The organism is Streptomyces sp. NPDC031225, from assembly GCF_055570355.1.
The window spans coordinates 171,892-197,839 of record NZ_JBVIHJ010000017.1 but is presented as its reverse complement, the minus strand read 5'-3'; the positions used below and the strand labels follow the sequence as shown (position 1 = coordinate 197,839).

19 protein-coding genes are annotated in these 25,948 nt (G+C 69.9%); 4 read left to right on the top strand and 15 right to left on the bottom strand.

Annotated elements, in window-relative coordinates; translation table 11 throughout:
• Positions 1-12: 12 nt before the first annotated feature.
• The 7 genes from ACZ48Z_RS27910 to betA all read right to left on the bottom strand — a co-directional run bounded on the left by ACZ48Z_RS27910 (position 13) and on the right by betA (position 10,834).
• Positions 13-2,451: a GcvT family protein gene (locus tag ACZ48Z_RS27910; protein WP_468738633.1), complete on the bottom strand. Its 2,439-nt coding sequence runs from the start codon at positions 2,449-2,451 to the stop codon at positions 13-15.
• A 181-nt stretch (positions 2,452-2,632) separates the two neighbouring features.
• Positions 2,633-3,598: an ABC transporter substrate-binding protein gene (locus tag ACZ48Z_RS27905; RefSeq protein ID WP_468738632.1), complete on the bottom strand. Its 966-nt coding sequence runs from the start codon at positions 3,596-3,598 to the stop codon at positions 2,633-2,635.
• 13 nt (positions 3,599-3,611) lie between these two features.
• The gene (locus ACZ48Z_RS27900) at positions 3,612-5,621 is read right to left on the bottom strand and encodes an ABC transporter permease (protein ID WP_468738631.1); all 2,010 of its coding nucleotides are present in this window, start codon (positions 5,619-5,621) and stop codon (positions 3,612-3,614) included.
• Positions 5,621-6,709: a quaternary amine ABC transporter ATP-binding protein gene (locus tag ACZ48Z_RS27895; RefSeq protein ID WP_468738630.1), complete on the bottom strand. Its 1,089-nt coding sequence runs from the start codon at positions 6,707-6,709 to the stop codon at positions 5,621-5,623. Before ACZ48Z_RS27895 ends, ACZ48Z_RS27900 begins: the two co-directional genes overlap by 1 nt.
• 20 nt (positions 6,710-6,729) lie before the next feature.
• Complete coding sequence (locus tag ACZ48Z_RS27890; RefSeq protein ID WP_468738629.1) at positions 6,730-8,199, bottom strand: aldehyde dehydrogenase family protein; 1,470 nt, start codon at positions 8,197-8,199, stop codon at positions 6,730-6,732.
• Between the two features lie 121 nt (positions 8,200-8,320).
• Positions 8,321-9,157: a methylenetetrahydrofolate reductase gene (locus ACZ48Z_RS27885; protein WP_468738628.1), complete on the bottom strand. Its 837-nt coding sequence runs from the start codon at positions 9,155-9,157 to the stop codon at positions 8,321-8,323.
• Between the two features lie 3 nt (positions 9,158-9,160).
• Positions 9,161-10,834: a choline dehydrogenase gene (gene betA, locus ACZ48Z_RS27880; RefSeq protein ID WP_468738627.1), complete on the bottom strand. Its 1,674-nt coding sequence runs from the start codon at positions 10,832-10,834 to the stop codon at positions 9,161-9,163.
• Between the two features lie 206 nt (positions 10,835-11,040).
• Here betA and ACZ48Z_RS27875 point away from each other — a divergent pair, with 206 nt between their 5' ends.
• Complete coding sequence (locus ACZ48Z_RS27875; RefSeq protein WP_468738664.1) at positions 11,041-11,787, top strand: IclR family transcriptional regulator; 747 nt, start codon at positions 11,041-11,043, stop codon at positions 11,785-11,787.
• Here the strand turns inward: ACZ48Z_RS27875 and ACZ48Z_RS27870 are convergent.
• The 8 genes from ACZ48Z_RS27870 to ACZ48Z_RS27835 all read right to left on the bottom strand — a co-directional run bounded on the left by ACZ48Z_RS27870 (position 11,775) and on the right by ACZ48Z_RS27835 (position 23,039).
• On the bottom strand, positions 11,775-12,902 hold the full coding sequence (locus ACZ48Z_RS27870; protein WP_468738626.1) for an aromatic ring-hydroxylating oxygenase subunit alpha: 1,128 nt from the start codon (positions 12,900-12,902) through the stop codon (positions 11,775-11,777). The two genes, ACZ48Z_RS27875 and ACZ48Z_RS27870, sit on opposite strands and share 13 nt — an antisense overlap.
• A 108-nt stretch (positions 12,903-13,010) precedes the next feature.
• The gene (locus tag ACZ48Z_RS27865) at positions 13,011-14,171 is read right to left on the bottom strand and encodes an NAD(P)/FAD-dependent oxidoreductase (protein WP_468738625.1); all 1,161 of its coding nucleotides are present in this window, start codon (positions 14,169-14,171) and stop codon (positions 13,011-13,013) included.
• On the bottom strand, positions 14,168-14,530 hold the full coding sequence (locus ACZ48Z_RS27860) for a bifunctional 3-phenylpropionate/cinnamic acid dioxygenase ferredoxin subunit (RefSeq protein ID WP_328745333.1): 363 nt from the start codon (positions 14,528-14,530) through the stop codon (positions 14,168-14,170). Before ACZ48Z_RS27860 ends, ACZ48Z_RS27865 begins: the two co-directional genes overlap by 4 nt.
• Positions 14,531-14,691: 161 nt before the next feature.
• On the bottom strand, positions 14,692-15,777 hold the full coding sequence (locus tag ACZ48Z_RS27855) for an S-(hydroxymethyl)mycothiol dehydrogenase (protein WP_468738624.1): 1,086 nt from the start codon (positions 15,775-15,777) through the stop codon (positions 14,692-14,694).
• Between the two features lie 199 nt (positions 15,778-15,976).
• The gene (locus ACZ48Z_RS27850; RefSeq protein ID WP_468738623.1) at positions 15,977-18,355 is read right to left on the bottom strand and encodes an ATP-binding cassette domain-containing protein; all 2,379 of its coding nucleotides are present in this window, start codon (positions 18,353-18,355) and stop codon (positions 15,977-15,979) included.
• A gap of 201 nt (positions 18,356-18,556) precedes the next feature.
• Complete coding sequence (locus ACZ48Z_RS27845; RefSeq protein WP_468738622.1) at positions 18,557-19,159, bottom strand: TetR/AcrR family transcriptional regulator; 603 nt, start codon at positions 19,157-19,159, stop codon at positions 18,557-18,559.
• Positions 19,160-19,181: 22 nt separating this feature from the next.
• Positions 19,182-21,233: a galactose-binding domain-containing protein gene (locus ACZ48Z_RS27840; protein ID WP_468738621.1), complete on the bottom strand. Its 2,052-nt coding sequence runs from the start codon at positions 21,231-21,233 to the stop codon at positions 19,182-19,184.
• Positions 21,234-21,389: 156 nt separating this feature from the next.
• Positions 21,390-23,039, bottom strand: coding sequence for a cellulase family glycosylhydrolase (locus ACZ48Z_RS27835; protein WP_468738620.1), 1,650 nt, complete (start codon positions 23,037-23,039; stop codon positions 21,390-21,392).
• 296 nt (positions 23,040-23,335) lie between these two features.
• On the opposite strand from ACZ48Z_RS27835, the gene ACZ48Z_RS27830 reads away from it, so the two are divergent.
• From ACZ48Z_RS27830 to ACZ48Z_RS27820, 3 genes are read left to right on the top strand one after another with little or no spacing between them, the layout of a single operon-like run.
• Positions 23,336-24,376, top strand: coding sequence for a bifunctional class I SAM-dependent methyltransferase/NUDIX hydrolase (locus ACZ48Z_RS27830; RefSeq protein ID WP_468738663.1), 1,041 nt, complete (start codon positions 23,336-23,338; stop codon positions 24,374-24,376).
• A gap of 37 nt (positions 24,377-24,413) precedes the next feature.
• Positions 24,414-25,079 carry a nitroreductase gene (locus tag ACZ48Z_RS27825; protein ID WP_468738619.1) on the top strand — a complete coding sequence of 222 codons (666 nt, stop codon included), beginning with the start codon at positions 24,414-24,416 and terminating at the stop codon, positions 25,077-25,079.
• Positions 25,080-25,124: 45 nt separating this feature from the next.
• Positions 25,125-25,508, top strand: coding sequence for a DUF779 domain-containing protein (locus ACZ48Z_RS27820; protein WP_468738618.1), 384 nt, complete (start codon positions 25,125-25,127; stop codon positions 25,506-25,508).
• Positions 25,509-25,948: the final 440 nt, after the last annotated feature.

Genomic DNA, 25,948 nt, shown 5'->3' with positions numbered 1-25,948 from the left:
CGCTCTCCCTGCTCAGCCGCGGAGGCGGGACATCGTCGGGTCGAACAGGGGCTCCTCGGCGACCACTGCCTCGACGCGCTGGTCGAAGTAGCCGATGTGCAGCGCACGACCGGTCGTCGCGAGTTCCGCCGGGAGCCAGGCGTACGCGATGCCCTTGCCGATCGTGTATCCGAAGGCGGCGCTGGTGACGTAGCCGACGGCGCGGTCACCGTCGTAGACCGGCTCCTTGCCCATGACGACGGCCCGCGGGTCGTCGACGGTCAGGCAGGTCAGCTTCCGCCGCACGTCAGTCCTGCGCCGCTCCAGCGCCGCCTTGCCGACGAAGTCCTCCTTGTCCGCCTTGACGGCGAACCCGACCCCGGCCTCGTACGGATCGTGCTCGTAGGTCATGTCGGTGCCGAAGGAGCGGTAACCCTTCTCCAGGCGGAGGCTGTTGAAGGCGCCGCGTCCGGCCGCGATGCCGCCCAGCGGCTTCGCCGCGCGCCACAGGGTGTCCCAGAGTTTGAGGCCCTGGTCGGCCGTGGTGTACAGCTCCCAGCCGAGTTCGCCGACGTACGACAGGCGCATCGCGGTGACCGGGACGGACCCGACATAGGCGCGCTTGGCGCGGAAGTACTTCAGGCCCGTGGCCGAGAAGTCCTCGTCGGTGAGCGGCTGGAGGACATCGCGGGCGAGCGGTCCCCACAGGCCGATGCAGCAGGTGCCGGGCGTGATGTCCCGGACCTGGACGGTGCCGTCGGCGGGCAGGTGGCGGGTGAACCAGTCGAGGTCGAGGTTGCCGTTGGCGCCGACCTGGAAGAGGTCGGGGGCCAGGCGGGCGACGGTGATGTCGCTGCGGATGCCGCCGTCGTGGTCGAGGAGCAGCGTGTACGTCACCGAGCCGACGGACTTGGCGACCTTGCCGGTGCACAGCCGCTCCAGGAGGTCGGCGGCGCCCCGCCCGCTCACCTCCAGGCGCTTGAGGGCCGTCATGTCGTACATCGCGACGGTCTCGCGGGTGGTCTGGGCCTCCGCGCCGACGATCGGCGACCAGTACTGCGCGGCCCAGTCGTTGGGGGTGACGATCGAACGGCCTTCCACCAGGCCCGCGTTGGACTCGTACCACTGCGGACGCTCCCAGCCGTTCGCCTCCAGGAAGAAGGCGCCCAGCTCCTGTTGGCGCGTGTGGAAGGGGCTGGTGCGGATCGGGCGCGGGTCACCGGAGGGCTGGAGCGGGTGGAGGATGTCGTAGACCTCGACGAAGTTCTGGCAGTCGCGGGCCAGCACGTACTCCGGGGCGAGCTGGTGCGGCTCGAAGCGGTTGACGTCGCACTCGTGCAGGTCGAAGGAGGAGCAGTGGCCGTCGACCAGCCATTCGGCGACGGCCCGGCCGACGCCGGCGGAGTGGGTGACCCAGACCGCCTCGGCGACCCAGAAGCCCTTGACGTCCGGGGACTCGCCGAGGAGGGGCAGGCCGTCGGTGGTGAAGGAGAAGAGGCCGTTGATGCCCTCCTCGATCTTGGCGTCCTTCGTCGCGGGGAGCAGTGACCGGGTCTCGGTCCAGGCGTCCGCGAAGTCGTCCTCGGTGAACTTCAGGACGGACGGCATCGCGTCGGCCTCGTCGACGGAGAGGATCTCGTCGGCGCTGACGGGCATGGGGCGGTGGCCGTAGTAGCCGATGCCGAGGGTGTCGAAGCGGTCGCGGTAGTAGAGGTCGGCGTCCTGGTGGCGCAGGATCGGGCGCACCGCCTCCTCCGTCTGGCCCGCGAGCGCGGGGACCGGCCCGGTCCAGGCGAGCTGGTGGGCGAGCGGGGTGAGCGGGAGGTTCATGCCGACCATGCGGGCGATCCTGGGGCCCCAGATGCCGGCGCAGCACACGACGATGTCGGCGTCCAGATCGCCGTGGTCGGTGCGGACGCCCGTCACCTCGCCGTCGGCCCTGAGCACGTCCAGGACCTCGTGGCGGGCCAGGAACGTCACACCGCGCTCGGTGGCCCGGCGGATCTGCGCCTCGACGGCGAGGACGGCCTTGGCGAGGCCGTCGGTGGGGATGAGGAGGCCCGCGAGGACCCGGTCCGGGTTGACGAGCGGGTGCTGCGCGACGCACTCCTCGGCGGTCAGCAGGCGGCTCTCGACGCCCCAGGAGGTGAGCCAGCCCTGGCGGCGGTGGAGTTCCGTGACGCGCTCCGGGGTGGTCGCCACCTCCAGACCGCCGACCTGGAGGAAGCAGGGCTGTCCGTCGACGTCGAGGGAGCTCAGCTTCTCGACGGTGTAGCGGGCCAGCTCGGTCATGGTCTTGGAGGCGTTGGCCTGGAAGACCAGTCCGGGGGCGTGCGACGACGAGCCTCCGGTGGCGGGCAGCGGGCCCTGGTCGACCACGGTCACCTCGGTCCAGCCGCGTGCGGAGATCTCGTCGGCGAGCGCGGCCCCCACAACGCCCGCTCCGATGATGACCACCCGGGGTCCCGCCATCGCCACACCTCCGGCTCAGTTGCTTTCTACGCAACGTGATTCAGGTTGCGCAACTCAATGTGCCCGTCGCCCGGATGGGTGTCAAGAGGCCGGGTGACGTCGTGGAACGGCCCGGAAAACGGCAACGCCCGGTGGGCGGTGCGCCGGAGTGCGCACCGCCCACCGGGCGTGAACGAGCGGGTTACTTGATCCAGGCGTCGACCTTGGCGCGGTTGGCGTCGACCCACTTCTTGGCCGCCGCCTCGTCGGACAGCTTGTCCACGGCGATCGACTTGGCGACGGTGTCCTGGTCGTCGTTGGTCCAGTTGAAGTTCTTGACCAGGTTGTAGGCGGGGCTGCCGGACTTGGCGAACTTCGCGCTGACTATCTTGTCGAGGTCGTAGTCGGGGTAGTCGCAGGCGACCTTCGACGGGACCGCGTCACAGCCCTTGGTGTAGGCGGGCAGCTTGACCCGGACGAGGTCCACCTCGGAGAAGAACCACTGCGGCGAGTAGAAGTAGCCGATGAACGGTGTCTTGTTCTGCTCCGCCTGCCTGAAGGACTGGATCAGCGAGGTCTCGCTGCCGCCCTGCACCACCTTGAAGTTCAGCTTGAGGTTCTTCACCAGGGCCTCGTCGTTGGTGACGTAGGACGGGTCACCGTCCAGCAGCTGGCCCTTGTCGCCCGACTCCGAGGTCTTGAAGAGCGACGCGTACTTGTTGAGGTTCTTCCAGTCGGTGATGTCCGGGTACTTCTTCGCCATCCACGGCGGCACGAACCAGCCGATGACGCCCTTGTTGCCGGTCGAGCCGGCCTCCACGGCGGTCTTCTGCTGGGTGATGTACTTCTTCTTCAGGTCGTCGTGGCCCCAGTTCTCCAGGACGGCGTCCACCTCGCCGGTCCCGAAGCCCTGCCAGGCGATCTCCTCCTTGAGGTCCTTCTTGGTGACCTTGCAGCCGAGGTCGTGCTCGGCGACGTACGCGACGACCGCCGCGTCCGCCTCGTAGCCCACCCACGGGTTGACCGCGAGGTTGAAGGTGCCGCACTTGCCGGAGCTGCCCGCGTCGTCGGCCCCCGAGGAGTCGCCGACCTTCGCGCCACCGCAGGCGGTGAGGGTGAGGCCGAGGACGGCCATGCCGGCCGCTCCGGCCCGCCAGTGTCTTGCCATCGTGTGGTGCTCCTTAAGCCCTGGTGCGGCGAGCCGCTGCCTGAGTGATCCGGTCGAACATGACGCCGAGCAGGACGATGGCGAGACCGGCCGCCAGGCCCTTGCCGTACAGCTCCCCCTGCGAGAACCCGGCCACGACGTCGTAGCCGAGGGCGCCCGCTCCCACGAGACCGCCCACGACGACCATCGACAGCACGTAGATCAGGCCCTGGTTGGTCGCGAGTGTCAGGGCGCTGCGTGCCATCGGCAGCTGGACCTTGGTGATGATCTGCCAGGTGTTACACCCGGTGGAGGTCGCCGCCTCGACGGTGGTGGCGGGCACGGCCCGCACCCCGTCCGCGATGATCTTGATGGCGACGGGCGCCGCGTAGACGACCGCGGCGACGATGGCCGTGAACCGTGTCGCGCCGAACAGCGCGAGGAACGGCACGAGATAGACGAACGGCGGCATGACCTGGGCCGCGTCCAGGGTGGGCCGCACCAGCTGGTCCACCAGGGCGCTGCGCCCCATCCACACCCCGAAGGCGGCGCCGAACAGCATCACCAGCACCGTCGCCACGACGGTCGACGCCAGCGTCGTCATGGCGTCCGACCACAGGCCCGTGCCGACCAGCAGTCCCACGCACACGGCGGTGGTGATCCCGGCGCGCCGGCCGCCGAGGACGACGGCGAACCCCGCGAGGGCGGCGCCGACAAGCCACCACGGGGAGTCGGTCAGCAGGGTCTGGAACGGGTTGAGCAGGCCGTTGGTGAGGGAGTCGCGGATGGCGTTGGTCAGTCCCGACAGGTTGTCCTGGGCCCAGGTCGTCACGTTGTCGGCGGCCTTGGCGATATTGCTGCCGGTGCTGCCGTCGCCGGGGAACTCGGCCGCCCACACGTAGGTGTGCGACAGGTAGACGAGCACCGCCGCCACCACTCCCCCGGCGGCGAGCAGGTGCTTGCGCCACTTCAGGAGGGGTCCGGCGGAGCGCCGGGCGGCCTCCGCGCGTCCGCTGGCCGCGGTGGTGACCCGGTCCAGGACGATCGCCATGACGACGATGGCGAGGCCCGCGTTGAAGGCCGTACCCACGTCGAGGGACTGCAGGGCCTGTACGACGGTCTTGCCGAGGCCGGGCGCGTCGATCAGGGCCGCGATGGTCACCATGGCCAGTGCGGCCATGATGGTCTGGTTGACACCCATGACCACGGTCCGCTTGGACATCGGCAGCAGGACCTTCAGCAGCGACTGCCGTCTCGTGGCCCCCATCGACTCGGCCGCCTCGACCGACGCGGCGGGCACCGAGCGGATGGCGTGCGCGGTGATGCGGATGGCCGGCGGGGCAGCGTAGATGACGGTGGCGATCGCGGCGGAGGCTCCGCCGATGAGGAAGATCAGGGTCAGCGGCGCCAGGTAGACGAAGGTCGGCATCGTCTGCATGAAGTCCAGGAAGGGCGTGACGATCCGGTTGACCCGTTCGGACAGTCCCGCCCACACCCCCAGCGGCAGGGCGAACAGCAGCGCCACCAGGACCGCGGAGAGGGTCAGGGCCAGGGTGTCCATGCTCTCCTGCCACAGCCCCTGGAGCCCGAGGAAGGTGAAGCCGGCCACGGCCAGCAGGGCGACCCGCCAGTTGGCCACCGCCCAGGAGACGTACCCGGCGAGCCCGACGACACCGAGCCAGCCGATCTGCGGGAGCGGGCGGTCGCCGGAGGGCTGGGAGATCAGGTCCTGCACGAAGGTCACCAGGTTGTCGATGACCAGCCGGATCTCGTTGAAGAAGTAGAGGAAGAGTGGGTTGGAGTTGCGGTTGGCGCCGATGGAGTCGTTGACGTCGTTGAGCCGGCGGTGCAGGTCGGTGAGGTCGGCCGCCGCCAGCGACAGGGTCTGCTTTCCACGCAGTACGAAGAACAGGACGAGCCAGACCACGAGGATCACGCCGACCACCATGGACCGGCTGATCCGGCGCACGGGGGCGGCGGGCGCAGGCGGGGCGGCCTGCGGTGCCTCTCCCGAGATCTCGGGCTTCTCCATGGCGACGGTCATCACACGTCGCCTTCCTGTCCGGCGACCACCGCGAGGATCTCCTCGTCGCCGACGATGCCGAGCAGCTCGCCGTTCTCGACGACCTTGACCGGCTTCTCGGCCGCCAGCACCGCCCGGGTGGCCTCCTTCACCACGACGTCCGGGCCCAACTCGGGTCCGTCCAGGGGGTCTTCGGGGGTGACGGGGCGCATGATCCAGCGCAGGGTGAGGACGTCGCCGCGCGGCACGTCCTTGACGAAGTCGCGTACGTAGTCGTCGGCGGGGGCGCCGACGAGTTCGTCGCCGGTGCCGCACTGGACCGTCTTGCCGTCGCGCATGATGAGGATGCGGTCGCCGAGCTTGAGCGCCTCGGAGAGGTCGTGGGTGATGAACACCATCGTCTTGCCGACCTCGTGGTGCAGCCGGATGACCTCGTTCTGCATGTCGCGGCGGATCAGCGGGTCGAGCGCGGAGAACGGTTCGTCGAAGAGGAGGACCTCCGGGTCACCGGCCAACGCCCTCGCCAGACCCACGCGTTGCTGCATGCCGCCGGAGAGCTGGTCGGGGTAGGAGTTCTCGTATCCCGAGAGCCCGACGAGTTCGACGACCTCCAGCGCCCGCCGGGTGCGCTCGGTCCTGCCCATGCCGCGGATCTCCAGCCCGAAGGCCACGTTGTCGACGACGCGGCGGTGCGGCAGCAGCCCGAAGTGCTGGAAGACCATGGAGAACTTGCTGCGCCGCAGTTCACGCAGCCGCTTCTCGTCCGCGTCGCGGATGTCCTCGCCCTCGAAGACGATCTCGCCCGCGGTGGGTTCGATCAGCCGGGTCAGACAGCGCACCAGGGTGGACTTGCCGGAGCCGGACAGTCCCATGACGACGAAGACCTCGCCGGGTGCGACGTCGAAGCTCACGTCGCGTACGGCGGCGGTGCAGCCGGTGCGGTCCATGAGCTCGCGGCGGGTGAGCCCACACAGCTCCTCGGAGTCCGGTACCTGCTCCGCCTTCGGCCCGAACACCTTCCACAGCCCGCGCACGGATATGACCGGCGTGGGAGCCGCGTCCTCGGGTGCGCCGCGCCGCGGCGGCACCTCGGTCTTGGTGGGGGTCATGGTCGACCTCTTCTCGGCGTTCAGCCGCGGAACCAGTGTTGCGGCCGGGGTTGGATGTTCTGCCAGATGTGCTTGGGCTCGCGGTACTCGTCGAGGCCGGTCGGTCCCAGTTCCCGGCCCACACCGGAGTGCCCGAAGCCACCCCACTCGGCCTGCGGCACATAGGGGTGGTAGTCGTTGATCCACACCGTGCCGTGCCGCAGCCGTCGGGCGACCCGCTGGGCCTTGCCGGCGTCCTGCGTCCACACGGCACCCGCGAGCCCGTACTCGGTGTCGTTGGCGATACGGACGGCGTCGTCCTCGTCGGTGAAGCGCTCCACGGTGAGCACGGGCCCGAAGGACTCCTCGTGCACCACCCGCATGTCCTGCCGGCACTCGTCGAGCACGGTGGGCGGGTAGTAGTGGCCGCTCGCGAGGGCGGGGTCGTCGGGCCGCTCGCCGCCGCAGCGCAGGACGGCGCCCTCCGCCACCCCGGCCGCGACGTACGCCTCGACCTTCGCGAGGTGCTGCGCGGAGATCAGGGCGCCGGTCTCGGCCTCGGGGTCGAAGGGGCCGCCGAGGCGGATCTGCCGGGCCCGCCGGACGATCTCGTCGACGAGCCGGTCGTGCAGGGAGTCCTCGACGATCAGCCGGGCGCCGGCCGAGCAGACCTGCCCGGAGTGCAGGAAGACGGCCGTGAGCGCGAAGTCCACGGCCGTCTCGAAGTCGGCGTCGGCGAAGACGACGTTGGGGTTCTTGCCGCCGAGTTCCAGCGCGACCTTCTTCACGGTCGCGGCGGCCGTCGCCATGATCCGTTTGCCTGTCTCCAGGCCGCCGGTGAAGGAGACCATGTCGACGCGGGCGTCCTCGGAGAGCGGCGCGCCCACCTCGGGCCCGGCTCCGAGGACGAGGTTGGCGGCGCCGGCCGGCAGCCCGGCCTCCTCCAGGGCCCTCATCAGCAGGATCGAGGTGGAGGGGGTGAGCTCGCTGGGCTTGAGGACGATCGTGTTGCCGGCGAGAAGGGCCGGAGCGACCTTCCAACTCGCCTGGAGCAGTGGGTAGTTCCACGGGGTGATCAGTCCGCAGACGCCGATCGGCTCGTAGACGACGCGGCTCACGGCGTCGTCCCGGCCGGTGTCGATCACACGTCCGGCGTCGGTGCCGCCGAGCCCGCCGTAGTAGCGGAAGCAGGAGACGATGTCGGCGATGTCGTACTCGCTCTCCACCAGCCGCTTGCCGGTGTCCAGCGACTCGGCGCGGGCGAACTCCTTGGCGTCGCGCTCGATCAGGTCGGCGGTGCGCAGCAGCAGTGCGCCGCGCTCACGCTCGGGGGTACGGGGCCAGGGTCCCTCGTCGAAGGCCCGGCGGGCGGCGGCGACGGCCGCCTCGGTGTCGGGGCGGGTCCCTTCGGACACGGTCGCGGAGAGCGTGCCGTCGGCGGGACATCGGATCTCCCGGCGGCCTCCGGCCAGCGGTTCCCGCCATTCACCGTCCACGTACAGGTCAGCCACGTCGGGAGCCCTTCGAGCGATTTCGTTGCGCATCGCGCATCGCATTGCTTGTGGTGGAACACTCTGGAGAATGCGGGAACCCACGTCAAGGGGTTGGAGGACCGTGGGTGAAAACTCTGCGTTACCGATTCAATCGGTCGAGCAGGGCGCGGCGCCACCGCTCGGTCTCGGCGATCTGGTTGAAGGTGAACAGATGCAGTCCGGCAACTCCCGCCGCGGGCACGGTGAGTTGCTCGGCGGTGCGGTCGAGCAGCCGCTCGGGTGCGTAGCCGCCGGGGACCGCGAAGCGCAGGAACCAGGCCGGATGCCGGGTGAGGAAACGGGTCGACTCCCCCACCCCGATCCTCGTCGCCATGGCGAGCAGCTTCGCCCGCTGCACGGGCCCCGCGACGCCCACATGAAGGGGCAGGGCGACGCCCCGGCTCCGGATCCGGACGACCCAGTCGGTGAGCACCCGCGGGTCGAAGCAGAGGTTGCTGACGATGTACGTGGCGTGCGCCCGCTTGTCCCACATCGCCTGGACGGTGAGGTCGTCGTGGATGAGCGGATGGCTCTCGGGGTAGCCGGTGATGCCGACGCGGGCGAAGGGGTCGCCCAGCTCACCCAGCCTGCGCAGCACCGGCAGGGCCCCGTCGTACACCCCTGCCGGTGGGTCGGCGTCTCCCGCGGGCACGAAGACGTCGTCGACGCCCGCCTCCCGGAGCCGGTCGACGACGTCCTTGAGGTGCACGTCATCCCGCAGCAGTCGCGCGGGCACGTGCGGGACGACCCGGTAGCCGTGTGCCGCGAGCCGGCCGGCCAGGTCGAGCGTCGGCTCCAGGCCCTTGACCGGTGACGCCGTCACGGTGACGACGACGTCGCGCGGGACATGGGCGAGGACCTTGTCCTCGGTGACCTTCGCGGGCAGCACCTCGTAGCGGACGGCGGCGAGCAGCGCGCGGAGGTCCTCGGCGCCCACCGTCTATCCCGCCTGCGTGTGAGTGTCGCGGTGCCGGTAGTACACGGCCTTGGAGGGCGCGAGCGGCTCCTTGCCGAGGATGAGGTCGGCCGCCTTCTCCGCGATCATCATCACCGGCGCGTAGATGTTGCCGTTGGTGACGTAGGGCATCACCGACGCGTCGACGACCCGCAGTCCCTCCACACCGTGCACGCGCATGCTCGCGGGGTCCACGACGGCCTTCTCGTCGGTGCCCATCTTGCAGGTGCAGGAGGGGTGCAGGGCGGTCTCGCCGTCCTTGGCGACCCAGGCGAGGATCTCCTCGTCGGTCTCCACGGACGGTCCCGGTGAGACCTCTCCGTCGTTGTAGGGGGCCAGGGCGGGCTGGTTGAGGAGCCTGCGGGCGACCCGCACCGCCTCGACCCACTCACGCCGGTCCTGCTCGGTGGAGAGGTAGTTGAAGCGCAGCGCGGGATGCTCCTGCGGGTCCTTGCTCCTGATCTTCACGGAGCCGATGGCGTCGGAGTACATGGGTCCGACATGCACCTGGTAGCCGTGTCCGCCCGCGGGCACCGAGCCGTCGTAGCGGACCGCGATGGGCAGGAAGTGGAACATCAGGTTGGGGTAGTCGACGTCGTCGTTGCTGCGGGCGAAGCCGCCCGCCTCGAAGTGGTTGGTGGCGGCGGGGCCCTTGCGGAAGAGCCACTGCAGGCCGATGAAGGGGGCACGCCACTTCGCGAGATACGGCTGCATGGAGACGGGCTGCTTGCAGGCGTACTGGATGTACACCTCCAGGTGGTCCTGCATGTTCTCGCCGACGCCCGGCAGGTCGTGCACGACGTCGATGCCGAGCGCGCGCAGTTCCTCCGCGTTGCCGACGCCGGAAAGCTGCAGCAGCTGCGGGGAGTTGATCGCGCCGCCGCAGAGGATGACCTCCTTGGCGCGGACCTGCTGGAGCGCGCCCTTGCCGCGCCGGTACTCGACGCCGACGGCCCGCTTGCCCTCGAACAGGACACGGGTGACGAGGGCGCGGGTCCTGACCGTGAGGTTGGGGCGCTTGCGGGCGGGCTTCAGATAGGCCTTCGAGGCCGAGAGCCGGCGCCCGCGGTGGACGTTGCGGTCGAACTTGGCGAAGCCCTCCTGCCGGTAGCCGTTGACGTCGTCGGTGGGCACGTACCCGGCTTCCTCGGTGGCCTTCTGGAAGGCGGTGAAGAGCGGGTTGGTGGCCGGGCCGCGTTCCAGGACGAGGGGGCCGTCGTGGCCGCGGAACTCGTCGTCGGGGTCGGCCGCGAGGCAGTTCTCCATGCGCTTGAAGTACGGCAGACAGTGCGCGTAGTCCCAGGTCTCCATGCCGGGGTCGGCGGCCCAGCGCTCGTAGTCCAGGGGGTTGCCGCGCTGGAAGATCATGCCGTTGATGCTGCTGGAGCCGCCCAGGACCTTGCCGCGGGCGTGGTAGACGCGCCGGCCGCCCATGTGGGGCTCGGGCTCGGACTCGTACTTCCAGTCGTAGAAACGGCTGCCGATCGGGTAGGTCAGCGCCGCGGGCATGTGGATGAAGACGTCCCACGGGTAGTCGGGCCGGCCGGCCTCCAGGACCAGCACCCGGTTGCCCGGGTCGGCGGAGAGCCGGTTGGCCAGTGCGCTGCCGGCCGATCCACCACCGACGATGACGAAGTCGTACTGCTGCTGAGGAGCCATGGTGCCTCGTCTCGCTCGCGCCGTAGATATGCGCGCATGCTAGTACGAGTAGCGTCATACGCACCAGGTTGCGAGGCGCGCAACTTGCACGACATATGCACCGGGTCTGCGAAACACCTCCGCGCCCTGTTGTTTACCCCCCGTATAGTTGCGTTGTGAGCAACTACAACCCGGATAACGAAACGACAGGGTCGTCGAGCGGCGGGGTGCAGTCCGTCGACCGGGCCATTCACGTACTGGAGATCCTCGCCCGGCGCGGCGAGGCGGGGGTCAGCGAGGTGGCCGCCGAGATCGACGTTCACAAGTCCACGGCGTTCCGCCTGCTGGGCGCACTGGAGGCGCGCGGACTGGTCGAACAGGCGGGTGAGCGCGGCAAGTACCGCCTCGGCTTCGGCATCGTGCGCCTGGCCGGCGCGGTCACCGGACGCATCGACATCACCCAGCAGAGCCGCCCGGTCTGCGAGGACCTGGCCGACGAGATCGGCGAGACCGTGAACCTCGCCGTGATGCAGGAGCGCTACGCGGTCAACCTCTACCAGGTGCGCGGCCCCGGGGCCGTCACCGCGCAGAACTGGGTCGGCCAGCTGACCCCGTTGCACGCCACCTCCAGCGGCAAGATCCTCCTGGCCCACCTGCCCGCCAAGGACCGCGCCGCACTGTTGACCGAGGCCGGCCTGAAGAAGGTCACCTCGCGCACCATCACGGCGAAGACGAAGCTTGAGAAGAACCTCGCCGAAGCCCGGGAGCGCGGCTACGCCTGGGCCCTGGAGGAACTGGAGCTCGGGCTCCACGCCATGGCGGCACCGGTCCGCGACCGGGACGGAGAGGTCATCGCGGCGCTCAGCGCCTCAGGTCCGGCGTACCGGCTCTCCGAGGAGCGGCTCCACGAACTCGCTCCGGTCCTGGTCAAGGGCGCCGACGAGATCAGCCATCGCATGGGTTACCTGGGCTGAGCCCCCAGCCGTTCCTGGACCCAGTGGTGGAAGGCGCCGATGTGGTGCTCGCTGGGGACCAGGACACCGCCCTTGGCATACAGGCGTGAACTCATCCCCGGCTGGGTGCGCTCGCACGCGTCGAAGTCCTGCCGGTTGACCCGGTCGAACAACTCCACCGACCGGCTGACATCCCTCCCGCTCTCCACGACCTGCGGAAGATACAGCCAGTCACACTCCACGACCGTACGGTCCGCCGCGACCGGAAACATCCGGTGGAAGATCACATGGTCGGGCACCAGATTCACGAACACCTGCGGCCGCACCGTGATCGCGTAATAACGGCGGTCCTGATCGTCGGAGACCCCGGGAATACGGTCCAGCCCCTCCGAACCGTCGACCGTGAACCCCCGGACGTCCTCACCGAACTCCGCCCCGTGCCCCACGTAGTACTGCGCCGCATACCCATCCGCGAACTCCGGCAGCACCTCCGTCAGTTCGGGATGGATCGTCGCGCAGTGATAGCACTCCATGAAGTTCTCGACGATCAGCTTCCAGTTCGCCTTCACGTCATAGACGATCCGCCGCCCGACCTGAAGGTTGTCGAGGTCGTAGTGCTCGATCGACTCGGTGTCCCCGAGACGCGTGATCACGTCCTGGACGACCTCGTCGAAGGGCGGCGGGTTCTCCGCGAGGCACACCCACACATAACCCAGCCATTCACGCACCGCGACGGCCGCCAGCCCGTACTCGGTACGCCCCACGTCCGGCATCTTCGTCAGATTCGGCGCGGCCACCAACTTGCCCGTCAGGTCGTACGTCCACGCGTGATACGGACACTGGAACGCCCGCTTCACCTCGCCGGACTCCTCCGTGCACAACCGGGCCCCACGATGCCGGCACACATTGAAGTACGCGCGCACCGAGTCGTCCCGCGCACGCGTGATCAGAACGCTCTCCCGCCCCACCTCCACCGTCCTGAACGAACCGGGTCTGGGCAGATCCGAAGCACGCACAGCACAGAACCACATCGCCTCGAAAATCCGCTCCTGCTCCAGAGCGAACACCCCGGCATCCGTATAGGAAGCGCCGGGGAGAGTGGCGATCAGGCTGTCGGGCAGGCCGGTCGAGGTCACAGGGCACTCCTCGGGGAACGTCGGGGACCGGTGATGCACGCCTTCGTGTACCGGTGATGCACGCCGGGAAGAGCGGTCGGCGTTCTGGGCGGAGCGGCGGCGGTGCTGTCAGGCCGCGGCGGCGAGCTGCTTGCGCCAGCGCGTGAACAACCGCGGCTGGTTCATCCCGAGCACGGCGACCGGGTGCCCGGAACGCCGGTAGACGGCCAGGACGTTGCGGTCGTCCCGGGCGCCTTCCTCGATCGTCACACTGTCGGCGCCGGCCGCGTGACCGGCGAACTGGATCTTCACGCCGTACTGGTCCGACCAGAAGTAGGGCGGCCTCGGCGCACTCGGTTCCACCGCGCCGCCCGCCAGCAGGGCGGTCACGGCCGCGTCGGGCCGCTCCCGTGCGCCGGTCCAGTGCTCGACGCGGCGGTGCAGGCCCGCGCGCGGGTCGTACCAGGAGGCGCAGTCGCCGACCGCGACCACACCGGCCAGGCTGGTGCGGCCGTCGGCGCCGCAGGTGACCCCGTCGGCGAGGGCGATGCCCGATCCCGCCAGCCACTCGACGCACGGGCGGGCGCCGACTCCCACGACCACGATGTCGGCGGGAATGCTGCGGCCGTCGTCCAGGAGGACGGCGTCGACCCGGTTCTCACCGCTCAGCGCCTTGACGCCCACACCGCACAACAGACGTACGCCGTGGTCCGCGTGGAGGGCGGAGACGAGCCCGCCCATGGTCTCGCCGAGGGGTCCGGCCAGGGGGGTCGGGGCCGCCTCGACGACGGTCACGTCGAGCCCGAGGGCGTACGCGGTGGAGGCGACCTCGGCGCCGATGAAGCCGCCGCCGATCACCACCAGCCGTCCCCCCAGGGCCAGTTCGTCCCGCAGGGCGCGGGCGTCGTCCAGGGTGCGCAGGGTGTGCACCCCGGCCAGGCCGTCGGTGCCCGGCAGAGTCCGGGCGGCGGCGCCGGTCGCGATGACGACACCGTCCGCCCGGACCTCGCTGCCGTCGGCGAGCCGTACGGCGCGCTGCGGGCCGTCGAGGCCGACGGCGCGGACGCCGAGCAGCCACTGCACCCGCAGATCCTCCTCGTCCGACTCCAGCGCGAGATCCGCCTCGCCCAGGGAACCGGCCAGGAACTCCTTCGACAACGGGGGCCTGTCGTACGGGCGGTGGAGTTCGTCGCCGATGACGACGAGCCGTCCGTCGTAGCCCTGCTTGCGCAACGAGCGCACCGCCGACAGTCCGGCGAGCGAGGCGCCGACCACGGCCACCGTCCTCACGCGGGGCCCCCGGCGAGCCTGGCCGCCACGCAGGGCGGCAGGTTGGGCGCGTCCGTGGACAGCTGGACGTAGATCATGCCGTCCTCGACGTGGACCGCGTGGGTGCGGACCGGGCGCTTGGCCGGCGGGGCGTCGACGGCACCCGTCCGCAGGTCGAACTTCGAGGCGTGCAGAGGGCATTCGACCTCGCAGCCCTCCAGCCAGCCGTCGGCGAGCGAGGCGTCCTGATGGGTGCAGGTGTCGTCGATGGCGAAGACCTCGCCGTCGTCGGTGTGGAACACCGAGACCGGCGGGTCGATGTCGAGCCGGTAGGCCTCGCCTCGGGGAAGATCCACGAGACGGCACGCGGGAATCATCATGACACCTCGGTGCGTATAGCGAAACGGATTGCGGTGAACGCAACGTCAGTTTGAGGGCGCCCGCAAACCCTTGTCAAGGCGTCCAGAGGACGGACACAGCCTTTGCGTGGCGTTGCAGGTAGCGCAACCCGCTGCGCAGTAATCAACAAGTGGACCCGCCGTCACAGCACCACGACGGACCGCAGCACCTCACCGCGGTGCATCTTCTCGAACGCCTTCTCCACGTCCCCGAGGCCGATGGTCTCCGAGACGAAGGCGTCCAGGTCGAAGCGCCCGCCCAGGTACAGATCGACGAGGGCCGGGAAGTCGCGCGAGGGCAGGCAGTCGCCGTACCAGGACGACTTGAGCGAGCCGCCGCGGCCGAAGACGTCGAGCAGGGGAAGCTCCAGCTTCATCTCGGGGGTCGGCACGCCGACCAGGACGACGGTGCCGGCGAGGTCGCGGGCGTAGAAGGCCTGTTTGTACGTCTCGGGGCGGCCGACCGCCTCGATGACGACGTCGGCGCCGAAGCCGCCGGTCAGCTCGCGGATCGCCTCGACCGGGTCGCTCTCGCGCGAGTCGACGGTGTGAGTGGCGCCCATCCCCATGGCCCGCTCCAGCTTGCGCGGGTCGACGTCGACGGCGATGACCTTGGTCGCGCCGGCAAGCCTCGCCCCCGCGACGGCGGCCATGCCCACCCCGCCGCAGCCGATGACGGCGACGGAGTCCCCGCGGCCGACGGCGCCGGTGTTCACGGCCGCGCCGAAGCCGGCCATGACACCGCAGCCGAGCAGCCCGGCGGCGGTCGCCGGGGCGGCCGGGTCCACCTTGGTGCACTGCCCCGCGGCGACCAGCGTCTTCTCCGCGAACGCGCCGATGCCGAGGGCGGGCGCGAGCGGGGTGCCGTCGAGCAGGGTCATCCGTTGGGTCGCGTTGCGGGTGGCGAAGCAGTACCAGGGCCGGCCCTTGGCGCACGCCCGGCACGTGCCGCAGACCGCGCGCCAGTTGAGGATCACGAAGTCGTCCGGCTCCAGTCCGGTGACGTCCTCCCCGACCGCTTCGATCCGGCCCGCCGCCTCGTGCCCCAGCAGGAAGGGGAAGTCGTCGTTGATGCCGCCCTCCCGGTAGTGGAGATCGGTGTGGCAGACACCGCACGCCTCGACCTTCACCAGCACCTCGCCGGGTCCCGGGTCGGGGACGACGATCGTCTCGACGGAGACGGGGGCGCCCTTCGCCCGGGCGACGACAGCACGAACCTCATGAGCCATGGGTTACTCCTCCGACGGGCCTGATCGTTGCCTCATTCGACACACGCATCACCATGCGCAACCGAGCATCGGGGGAGGGGGAGCCCGCGGTCAAGAGGCCGGTTCCGGCCGGTTCCGCGCAGGGTGGCGGCGGGGCAAGGAGGGAGGGCAGGGCCCACTGGAGCGAGGCCCTGCCCTCTCTGGATCCCGGAACGCCGCGTCACATGCCCACGTACGCCGCCAGATGCTTCGCCGTGACCGTGGACCCGGCGGCGACGAGTTCCGCGGGCGTCCCCTCGAAGACGATCCGTCCGCCGTCGTGGCCCGCGCCCGGACCGAGGTCGATGATCCAGTCCGCGTGCGCCATGACCGCCTGGTGGTGCTCGACGACGATGACCGACTTGCCGGAGTCGACCAACCGGTCCAGCAGGCCCAGCAGTTGCTCGACGTCGGCGAGGTGGAGACCCGTGGTCGGCTCGTCGAGGACGTACACGCCGCCCTTCTCCCCCATGTGCGTCGCCAGCTTCAGCCGCTGCCGCTCGCCGCCGGACAGCGTGGTGAGCGGCTGGCCGAGGGTGAGGTAGCCGAGCCCGACGTCCGCGAGGCGCTCCAGGATCCGGTGTGCGGCGGGTGTGGCCGCCTCACCGGCGGCGAAGAACTCCCCGGCCTCGGTCACCGGCATCGCGAGCACCTCGCTGATGTCCCGCCCGCCGAGGTGGTACTCCAGCACCGAGGCCTGGAACCGCTTCCCCTCGCACTCCTCGCAGGTCGTGGCCACCCCGGCCATCATCGCCAGGTCGGTGTAGACGACCCCGGCGCCGTTGCAGGTGGGACAGGCGCCCTCGGAGTTGGCGCTGAACAGCGCCGGCTTCACGCCGTTGGCCTTCGCGAACGCCTTGCGGATCGGTTCGAGCAGTCCGGTGTACGTCGCCGGGTTGCTGCGCCGCGAGCCGCGGATGGCGCCCTGGTCGACGGACACGACCCCCTCCCCGGCCGGGATCGACCCGTGCACGAGCGAGCTCTTGCCGGAGCCCGCGACGCCGGTGATCACGGTCAGCACGCCCAGCGGGATGTCGACGTCGACGCCCTGGAGGTTGTGCGTGGACGCACCGCGGATCTCCAGCGCCCCGGTCGCCCTGCGAACCGCGTCCTTGAACCCGGCCCGGTCGTCGAAGTGGCGTCCGGTGACGGTGTCGCTGGTCCGCAGCCCCTCCACGGTGCCCTCGAAACAGACCGAACCGCCCGCCGTACCGGCACCGGGACCGAGGTCGACGACGTGGTCGGCGATCACGATCGTCTCCGGCTTGTGCTCCACGACCAGCACCGTGTTGCCCTTGTCCCGCAGGCGCAGCAGCAGGTTGTTCATGCGCTCGATGTCATGGGGGTGCAGCCCGATGGTCGGCTCGTCGAAGACATAGGTGACGTCGGTGAGAGAGGAGCCGAGGTGCCGGATCATCTTGGTGCGCTGCGCCTCGCCGCCGGACAGGGTGCCCGAGGGGCGGTCGAGGGAGAGATAGCCGAGCCCGATCTCCACGAACGAGTCGAGGGTCTCCCCCAGTGCCGTCAGCAGCGGCCCGACCGACGGTTCGTCCAGGCCCCGCACCCACTCGGCCAGGTCGCTGATCTGCATCGCGCAGGCGTCGGCGATGCTGATCCCCTCGATCTTCGAGGACCTGGCGCCCTCGCTCAGCCGGGTGCCCGCGCACTCGGGGCAGACCATGAAGGTGATCGCACGGTCCACGAACTCGCGGATGTGCGGCTGCATCGACTCGCGGTCCTTGGCGAGCATCGACTTCTGGATCCGCGGGACGAGACCCTCGTAGGTCATGTTGATGCCCGCGATCTTCATCCGGACCGGTTCGCGGTACAGGAAGTCCTGGAGCTCCTTCTTGGTGAACTTCCGGATCGGCTTGTTCGCGTCGAAGAAGCCGGACTCGCTGTAGAGCCGGTAGTTCCAGCCGCCGGCCTTGTAGCCGGGGATGGTCATCGCGCCCTCGGCGAGCGACTTGGAGTCGTCGTAGAACTGGGTGAGGTCGATGTCGTTGACCGTGCCCCGGCCCTCGCAGCGCGGACACATGCCGCCGACGATGCTGAAGCTGCGGCGCTCCTTCACGGTCTGCCCGCCGCGTTCCATGGTGACCGCGCCCGCCCCGCTGATCGAGGCGACATTGAAGGAGAACGCCTTCGGTGAGCCGATGTGCGGCGTCCCGAGTCTGCTGAACAGGATGCGGAGCATCGCGTTGGTGTCGGTGACGGTGCCGACGGTGGAACGCGGGTCGCCCCCGAGGCGCTGCTGGTCGACGGTGATCGCAGTGGTCAGGCCGTCCAGGACGTCGACCTCGGGACGCGCCAGGGTCGGCATCAAGCCCTGCAAGAAGGCGCTGTAGGTCTCGTTGATCAGCCGCTGCGACTCGGCGGCGATGGTGTCGAACACCAGCGAGCTCTTGCCGGAGCCGGAGACCCCGGTGAACACCGTGAGCCGGCGTTTGGGGATCTCGATGCTGATGTCCTTGAGATTGTTCTCGCGCGCCCCGTGCACGCGGATCAGATCGTGACTGTCAGCAGCGTGCGGCGCGCCCGTCGTGGTGGCCTTGCTCATCGTGTCTCCATCTGTGGGGCCGGGCCGCCCTCGCGTCCTCGACGGCGTCCCCCGGCTCGGTCCGACCGGTTTCGACAGCTTCGAAGATTACGTCGGCCTCGGCGCTTCGGCGCAGCTCATGGAGTCACGCTAGCCACAGCCCCCGGCCGGCGCTTCTCGAATCCTGACCGACTGACCGACTGACCGACCGACCGACCGGCATCAGGGTCCTTCGTCCTGGACCAGCCCCGCGATGTGCGCGGTGACCGTGTCGAGGATGTCCTCCCACGTGGCCGCGTCGCCGAGGACGAGGTAGTTCAGCGTCAGCCCGTCGGTCATCGCCGCGAGATAGCGGGCCAGCACGGAGACGGGCACCCGCAGCCGCAGCTCCATGTCGCTGCGCAGCTGCTCGATGAGTTCGGCGTACGCCTCGCCGTACAGCTCGTACTGTCGCTTGGCCAGGTGCTCGAACCCGGGCTCGCGCAGGGCGTACTGGGTCAGCTCGTAGGTGAGCATGTGCGCCTCGGGGTGGGCGCGGACGTGCTCCCAGTACGCCCGGAAACCGGCTGCGACGGTCTCCTCCAGGGTGTCCCTGGGGCGCAGCACCTCCCTGACCACGGTGACGGACTGGTCGGTGAGGGCGGTGATGACGGCCTCGACGAGGGCCTGCTTGGAGTCGAAGCAGTAGTGGAAGACGCTGAGGGACACGCCCGCCTCGGCGGCGATGGACCGGGTCGTCGTCTTCGCGACGCCGTCCCGGGCCATCGCCCTGATAGCCGCTTCCGTCAGCTGCCTGCGCCGCTCGGCCGACGGCATGCGTGCCATGTATGTCCCCCGCTGTCGAGAATCAGCCGCTGTGGACGCCCACCTCGTAGAGCGAGTATCCCCATTCGGTGCCGCGGCCGAGACCGTGGACCCGGACGTAACGGGCCGGGGTGCCGGTGAACTTGGCCGTGTCGAGCCCGCCGTCACCGGAGGTGGTGGACCAGGCCGTGGTCCAGGTCGTGCCGTCCGTGGAGAGTTCGATCCGGTACGACTTCCCGTACGCCCGCTCCCAGTCGAGCGTGACCTTGGAGACCAGGTTGGTGGAGCCCAGGTCGACCTGCCACCACTGGTCGTCGCTCCAGTCGCTGGCCCAGCGGCTGGAGTCGTCGCCGTCCACGGCCCGGCCGGGCTGGTAGCTGGTGAACGGGTTGGACTCGGACGAACTCGCCGTCGCCGGACGCCCGGCCGCGAGGTTCACCGAGGCCTGGTGCCGCTCGGAGGCGCCCCAGGTGTCGAGGTAGGACTCGGCGCCGCGGAACAGGTCGTCGACCACGCCCTGTCCGCCGACGAGCCGGATGTCCTCGATCCAGTCGGGGATCATGCCGACATGGGCGGCGCCGTCGGTGTTGAAGTCGAAGACGCGCTGCCCGCTCGTCTGCTTGTCGATCACGGAACCGCCGTCGACGCTCTTGAAGGGGTACGTCACCTTGTTCGCGGCGTCCGCTCCGCGCGGTGCGGGGTGGTCGCCGATGCCGTTGAAGTCGGTGCCGTAGCCGTAGCCGACGTTGTACTTGTCGCGCAGCGCGTCGGTGCGCTTGGCCTCCGCGGCGAAGTCCTGCGAGCCGTGCATGTACTGGGCGACGAAACCGCCCAACGAGTAGACGCGCTCGGTCCAGTTGAGGTCCATCCAGCTGTGCGAGGAGATCACGCCGGGATAGTTCGCGGCCTCGAAGATGTCGAGGACCTGGCCGGTGGCCTTGACGCTCATGTGGTCGACCTCGACCATCATCTTGCGTTTCATCATGCCGCGCGCGGCGTACTCACCGAGGTCGGTGAGCCCACGGACGTTGCACTGCGCGTTCTCGTCGTACGCCGGGACCTCGGTGCCGGCGGGCAGGTCGCTCTCCGCCTCGCTGGCCGCCGTGCCGATGGGGTTGTCGTGCATCGCGGTCGTGCACTTCTCGGTCTTCCAGAAGGTGCCGGTGGAGAGGAACTGCCCGACGTTGATGGCGGTTCCCAGGCCCCCCTCGTCGAAGCGGACACCGCACAGGGCGTTGTCGAACTTGTGGCACAGGAACATGGAGCGCACACCCAGCGCGTACAGCTCGTCGAGCCCCTTGTCGATGTCGGCCTTGCTGCACTGACCGATGTCGAGGATCTGCTTGCAGCCGAACGGCTCGGAGGTCTCGACGCCGAGGACGACGGCCAGCTTGCCCTGCTGGATGACCTGTCGGGCCTGCGCGCTGTCGGTGACGATCCGGAACCAGCCCTTGCCCGTGCCGCCGTACATCTTGTCGATGAAGGCCTGGAGGTCGTAGGTCAGCTTGGCCTGCAGGCGGATCGAGGTCATCTCGTCACAACTGCGGTCCTTGAAGGGGTAGATGGAGCAGATCATGCCGTTGGTGACGAGGTCGTTGACGAGGACCCGCTGGCCACCGCGCCAGGCCCGCTCGACCCAGGCGTAGTAGTCGGCCTGGTGGGTCATCGAGTCGTACGCCGGCCAGTCCTTGAAGGTGGGCCAGCCGGTCGGGTCGTGCTTGCCGTCGCCGCCGTGGGTGATGTAGTCGAAGAGCGCGAGGGAGCCGTCCGGGTAGTGCTCGGGACAGTCCTTGAGCGCGTCGGCGACGCCGGCCTCGGAGAACACCTTGCCGCAGATCAGCCGGCCACCGAAGGCCTCGTTGGAGAACAGGTGGTTGTGCGCGTCGACGAACCCGCGGACCTCACCGGCCGAGTTGGTGCCGGTGAAGGGCGCTCCGGTGATGTTGATCTGGGCGTCGGGGGTGGGTCTGGCCGTCGGTGTCCACCAGTCGGTGGCCGCCGAACTCGGCGTGGGGCCGAGGATGGCGGCCAGCACCAGGAAGAGCACGGAGACCACGGTGATGTTCTTGCGTTTGCGGCCGGAGCTTCCGGTCATGGCCCACGTCCCTCGGTCGGCGGGGTGGCGCCGTCGACCGAGGGAGTTTTGACTGCCCTTGGGATTGTCATGACCGGCGCAATATTGCGTCAGGATCGCGACTGAGCATGTTCCGAGTCAAGAGTCCGGGACAGTTGACCTGATGACTGGGAGCTGTCAACCGTTGGCGCAGGACGCCCCGTTGAGGGTGAAAGCGGTCGGCGCCGTGTTCGTCGTACCCTTGCCGCCGATGAAGCCGACGGTGACCGAGCCCGCGGCGGGGATGGTGTTGGTGTAGGAGGCCGGGGTAACGGTCACCGCCGCGCCGCTCTGCGTGGCGGTCCCGCCCCACATGTTGGAGACGGTCTGCCCGTCCTTGAAGGTGAAGCCGAGCTTCCAGCCGGTCACCGCGGCGGTACCGGTGTTGCGGACGGTGATCTCCCCCTGGAAGCCGCCCTGCCACTCGCCGACCACCCGGTAGCCGACGGAGCAGCTTCCCGCGGGCGTCGCGGCGGTGGTCACGTTCACCGTCGCCGAGCGGGGGGAGCGGTTGCCGGCGGCGTCACGGGCGTAGACGGCGAAGGAGTAGGCCGTGTTCGCGGTCAGGCCGGTCACGGTGACCGAGTTCGCGGTCGACGACGCGACCTCGGTCTCGGTGCCGCCGCTGACGCGGACGACGTCGTACCCGGCTACGCCAACGTTGTCAGTGGACGCCGCCCAGGTCAGGTTCGCGGAGGCGGCCGTCACCGCGGAGGCGGCCGGGGCGCCGGGAGCGGTCGGGGCCTGGGTGTCGCCCGTGCCGCCGCCGAAGACCGTGGCCTCCTTGGCGGTCTGCGCGATGCCGTTGGCGCCGTTGAAGATCCGCTTGCCCCAGGAAGTCATCTGTGCCGGGTCGAAGTTGAGGACGAGGTCGAGGATCGGGTCGGTGTTGCCGCTCCAGGACCAGGCCAGATAGCCGATGTGGAGCTGCTCGGCGGTGGCCATCATGGTGTCCTCGTCCGGATCGCCCCACTGGTCGGCGGGGCCGCCGAACTCCCCTATCAGGATGGGCAGTTTGGCCGTGACGAAGGCGTTCAGATAGTCGGTGACCTCCGCCGCGGTGTCGAAGACGCTGTACATGTGGATCGAGAAGATCAGGTTGCCTGTGGTGTCGGCGGCGTACACGGACTGGGCGTTGGTGCGCATGACCTGCTGCCAGTCCTGGCCCCAGTTGGGCGCGTCCACCATGATCGTGTGCTGGAAGCCGGCGCCCCGGAGCTTGTGGATCGCGGCGATCGTCGGGGCGGTCCAGCCGGCGGGGTCGGTGTTGCCCCAGGGCTCGTTGCCGATGTTGATGACGATGTAGTCCTCCTGGCCGACCAGGACGCTCTTCAGGCCGATCCAGTAGTCGGCGGCCTGGTCGAGGGTGCCGGCGGCGCTGTCCTCGCCGTATCCGGTGGTGTCGTGCACCTCCAGGACGCAGATGAGCCGGTTGGCCTTGCACTGCGCGATCACGTTGGTCACGTCGGCGGCACTGTTGGCGGTCCAGCGATGGCCGTCGGCGAGGACCACCCGGACGGTGTTGGCGCCCTGCGCCTTGATGTCGGCCAGCGACCCCAGTTCGTTCGGGTACCAGGTGTGGGCGTGGTTGACGCCCCGCATGACGAAGTCGTTGCCGTTGCCTTCGACCAGGCGGCCGTCGCTGATGTGCAGGCCGGTGGCCTGGGTGGCGGGTTCCTCGGCGGCCTGGGCCGTGCCGGGACCCAGGGCCCCGAGGACCACCAGTCCGGTGAGGGCCGCCAGCTTGGCGAGGAGGGTGCTCAAGGGGCTCTTTCTCGTTCTTCTCACTGCGGCTCCAAAGGTGAGTCGTGCAGTCGGAAGGGATATGGGAGCGCTCCCATGGAAGCCACTCCGTCAAGTACACGTCAAGATGCGCGACGGCAAAGGGCGGCGACCGCGCATAGGGTTCCGAGCCTCGACCACCGCACCCGGGAGGCACGTTGACCCCATATCCCCTCGACCCCCACTCGGTGAACGCCGAAGCCTGGCATGCCTACGGCGACCACCATCTGCGGCGCGGCACGGTACTGCCGGAGCTGGAGCGCTTCGACTAGGGCCTCGGGGACACCGGTCCCGGCGCCGAGATCCTCGGCGAGCTCGCCGGGCGGCGGGTCCTGGACCTCGGGTGCGGCCCGGCCCGGCACGCGGCGCATCTCGTCCGCGCCCACGGCGCCTCGGTGGACGCGGTCGACTCCTCGCCGACGCAGCACGAACGGGCCCTCGCCCGCTACGACTCCCTGCCCGGCCTGTGCCTGATCAGGGCCGACGCCGTCGAACACCTCGGCGCGGCACAACCGTACGACGTCGTGTACTCCGTCAACGCTGTGCCGTACATCGACCCCCGCAGGCTGCTGCCCGCCCTCGCCGGGGCGCTGCGGCCCGGCGGGACGCTGTGCTTCACCGTGCTGCACACCAACTCGCGCGGTGACGGCCCCTCCTCCGTGGTCGAGTCCCGGACCGAGATCCTGCGGCTCGCCGGGGGCGGGGAGGCCGACGTCCGGATGTGGGTGCTCACCCCCGAACTCTGGACGGACCTGCTCGGCGACCACGGGCTGCGGGTCGAGGGCATCGACGTCCTCGACGCACCGGAGGAGGGCAACCACGCCTCGTACCGGATCTTCCGGGTGACCCGGCCGGTCCGGGTCTCCTCACGCCCCCGCACGAACCGCGGTCCGGCACCGCACGCGGCGATCGGGGTCGGCACCATCCTGTACGGACCCCGCGGACTGCTCCTCGGCCGGCACCGGCGCGGCACCTGGGAGTTGCCCGGCGGCACGGTGGAGCCCGGGGAGTCGCTGGTGGACACGGCGGTGCGCGAACTCCGCGAGGAGACCGGCATCGAGGCCCGCCCCGCCGACGTCCGGCTCCTGGGCACGCTCCTCGACGACGTCGACGGCGTGGTCCGGATGACGGTGGCGAGTCAGGTCACCGCCTGGCGGGGCGAGCCCGGCGACCAGCCCGGCGAACGCGTCGGTGACTGGCGCTGGTTCGCCCTGGACCGCCTCCCGGAGAACCTGTTCGTGTGCAGCGCCCAGGGCCTGACCGCCTGGCGCCCGGACCTGCCGATCGACCACACTCCGGCGCATTTCACGCCGTACGCCACGTCCGAGCTGCCGACGCGGTAGGAAAGCGGGGGTCGTTGGGCGAGAGGGACGAGAAGACGTGGACGTCTACGAAGCCGTGACCAGCCGCCGAGCCGTACGGGCGTTCAGCGACCGGCCGGTGTCCAGGGACGTACTCGAACGAGTCCTGGCCGCGGCGGCGCGCGCCCCGTCGAGCGGGAACCTCCAGCCGTGGCACCTGTATGTCGTGACCGGCGAGCCCCTGGCCGGGCTGAAAGAGCGCGCGACGGCCCGGGCCCTGACGGGAGACCCGGGCGACGAGCGGGAGTATCCGATGTACCCGGCCCCTCTGGCCTCGCCGTATCTGGATCGTTTCGCCGCCGCGGCCGCCCAGCGGTACGCCGCGCTGGGGATCGAGCGCGACGACCCCGACAGGCCCCGGAAGATCGCCGCCCTGAACTCGGAGGCGTTCGGGGCACCGGTCGTGCTGTTCTGCTACCTGGACCGGACGATGGGGCTCGGGCAGTGGGCGGACGCGGGGATGTACCTGCAGACGGTGATGCTGTTGCTGAGGGCGGAAGGGCTGCACAGCTGCCCCCAGGTGATGTGGACGATGTACCGCAGGACCGTCGGCGAGACGGTCGGGGCAGATGACGGGCTCGTCCTGTTCTGCGGTGTCGCCGTGGGCTTCGAGAGGGAGGGGACGCCACCGCCGCGTACCGGGCGGGCCGACATGACGGAGACCGTGAGCTTCGTCGGCATGTGAGCGTGCAACCCCCTCGCAACCTTCGCCGTGCTGGACTCGGCGGCCATGGACGAGGATTCCGCACGTGCCGGGTACGACGAGGCGCCGCGCGTCGAGCTCACCCCCGCGGCCGCCGAACTGCTGCGCCGGTTGCACGAGGCCCACGGGCCGCTGATGTTCCACCAGTCGGGCGGCTGCTGCGACGGCAGCGCGCCGATGTGTTTCCCGGCGGGCGAGTTCCGCACCGGTGCTTCCGACGTGCTGCTCGCCGAGCTGGACGTGGCGGGGGTCGGGAAACCGGTGTCGTTCTGGATGTCGAGGAGCCAGTACGAGGTGTGGAGTCACACCCGGCTGATCGTCGACGTGGTCGAGGGCCGGGGCAGCGGATTCTCGCTGGAGGCACCCGAGGGGGTGCGTTTCCTCATCCGTTCGCGTGTGGTCGGCGCCTAGACCTCCCCCGCGCCATCGCCGTCTGATGCACTTCCCCTGAGTCCTGGGACAGTTGACGAGACATCAGGGAGAGCTGTGACGCACCGTCAAAGTCGTTTCGGCGCAGGCAGATCGGTACTGACGTTCCTCGCGGCACTCGGCACACTGGCCGGTGCGGCCCTGGTGGGGGCGGCACCGGCCGGTGCCGCGCCGGGGTGGACGCAGTTCGCGACGGGCGTGCAGTACGAACAGTTCGACATCTACGCGACCGCGGGGCCGGCGCATGCCCATGTGCTGCGCGTGGACCTGGGCGATCCCCGGGTGCGGGTGGAACTGCTGTATCCGGGCGCGGGGGGGGGGGGGGGGGCCCCCCCCCCCCCCGGCCCCCCCCCCCCCCCCCCCCCCCCTCCCCCCCCCCCCCTCCCCCCGAACGAAAGAGGCAACGCCCCACCCCCCTCCCC

Excerpts from the sequence above, each read along its gene's own strand:
- ACZ48Z_RS27910 (WP_468738633.1), bottom strand. The coding sequence starts at position 2,451 with ATGGCGGGACCCCGGGTGGTCATCATCGGAGCGGGCGTTGTGGGGGCC.
- ACZ48Z_RS27905 (WP_468738632.1), bottom strand. The coding sequence starts at position 3,598 with ATGGCAAGACACTGGCGGGCCGGAGCGGCCGGCATGGCCGTCCTCGGC.
- ACZ48Z_RS27900 (WP_468738631.1), bottom strand. The coding sequence starts at position 5,621 with ATGACCGTCGCCATGGAGAAGCCCGAGATCTCGGGAGAGGCACCGCAG.
- ACZ48Z_RS27895 (WP_468738630.1), bottom strand. The coding sequence starts at position 6,709 with ATGACCCCCACCAAGACCGAGGTGCCGCCGCGGCGCGGCGCACCCGAG.
- betA (WP_468738627.1), bottom strand. The coding sequence starts at position 10,834 with ATGGCTCCTCAGCAGCAGTACGACTTCGTCATCGTCGGTGGTGGATCG.
- ACZ48Z_RS27860 (WP_328745333.1), bottom strand. The coding sequence starts at position 14,530 with ATGATGATTCCCGCGTGCCGTCTCGTGGATCTTCCCCGAGGCGAGGCC.
- ACZ48Z_RS27855 (WP_468738624.1), bottom strand. The coding sequence starts at position 15,777 with ATGGCTCATGAGGTTCGTGCTGTCGTCGCCCGGGCGAAGGGCGCCCCC.
- ACZ48Z_RS27850 (WP_468738623.1), bottom strand. The coding sequence starts at position 18,355 with ATGAGCAAGGCCACCACGACGGGCGCGCCGCACGCTGCTGACAGTCAC.
- ACZ48Z_RS27845 (WP_468738622.1), bottom strand. The coding sequence starts at position 19,159 with ATGGCACGCATGCCGTCGGCCGAGCGGCGCAGGCAGCTGACGGAAGCG.
- ACZ48Z_RS27840 (WP_468738621.1), bottom strand. The coding sequence starts at position 21,233 with ATGACCGGAAGCTCCGGCCGCAAACGCAAGAACATCACCGTGGTCTCC.
- ACZ48Z_RS27820 (WP_468738618.1), top strand. The coding sequence starts at position 25,125 with ATGGACGAGGATTCCGCACGTGCCGGGTACGACGAGGCGCCGCGCGTC.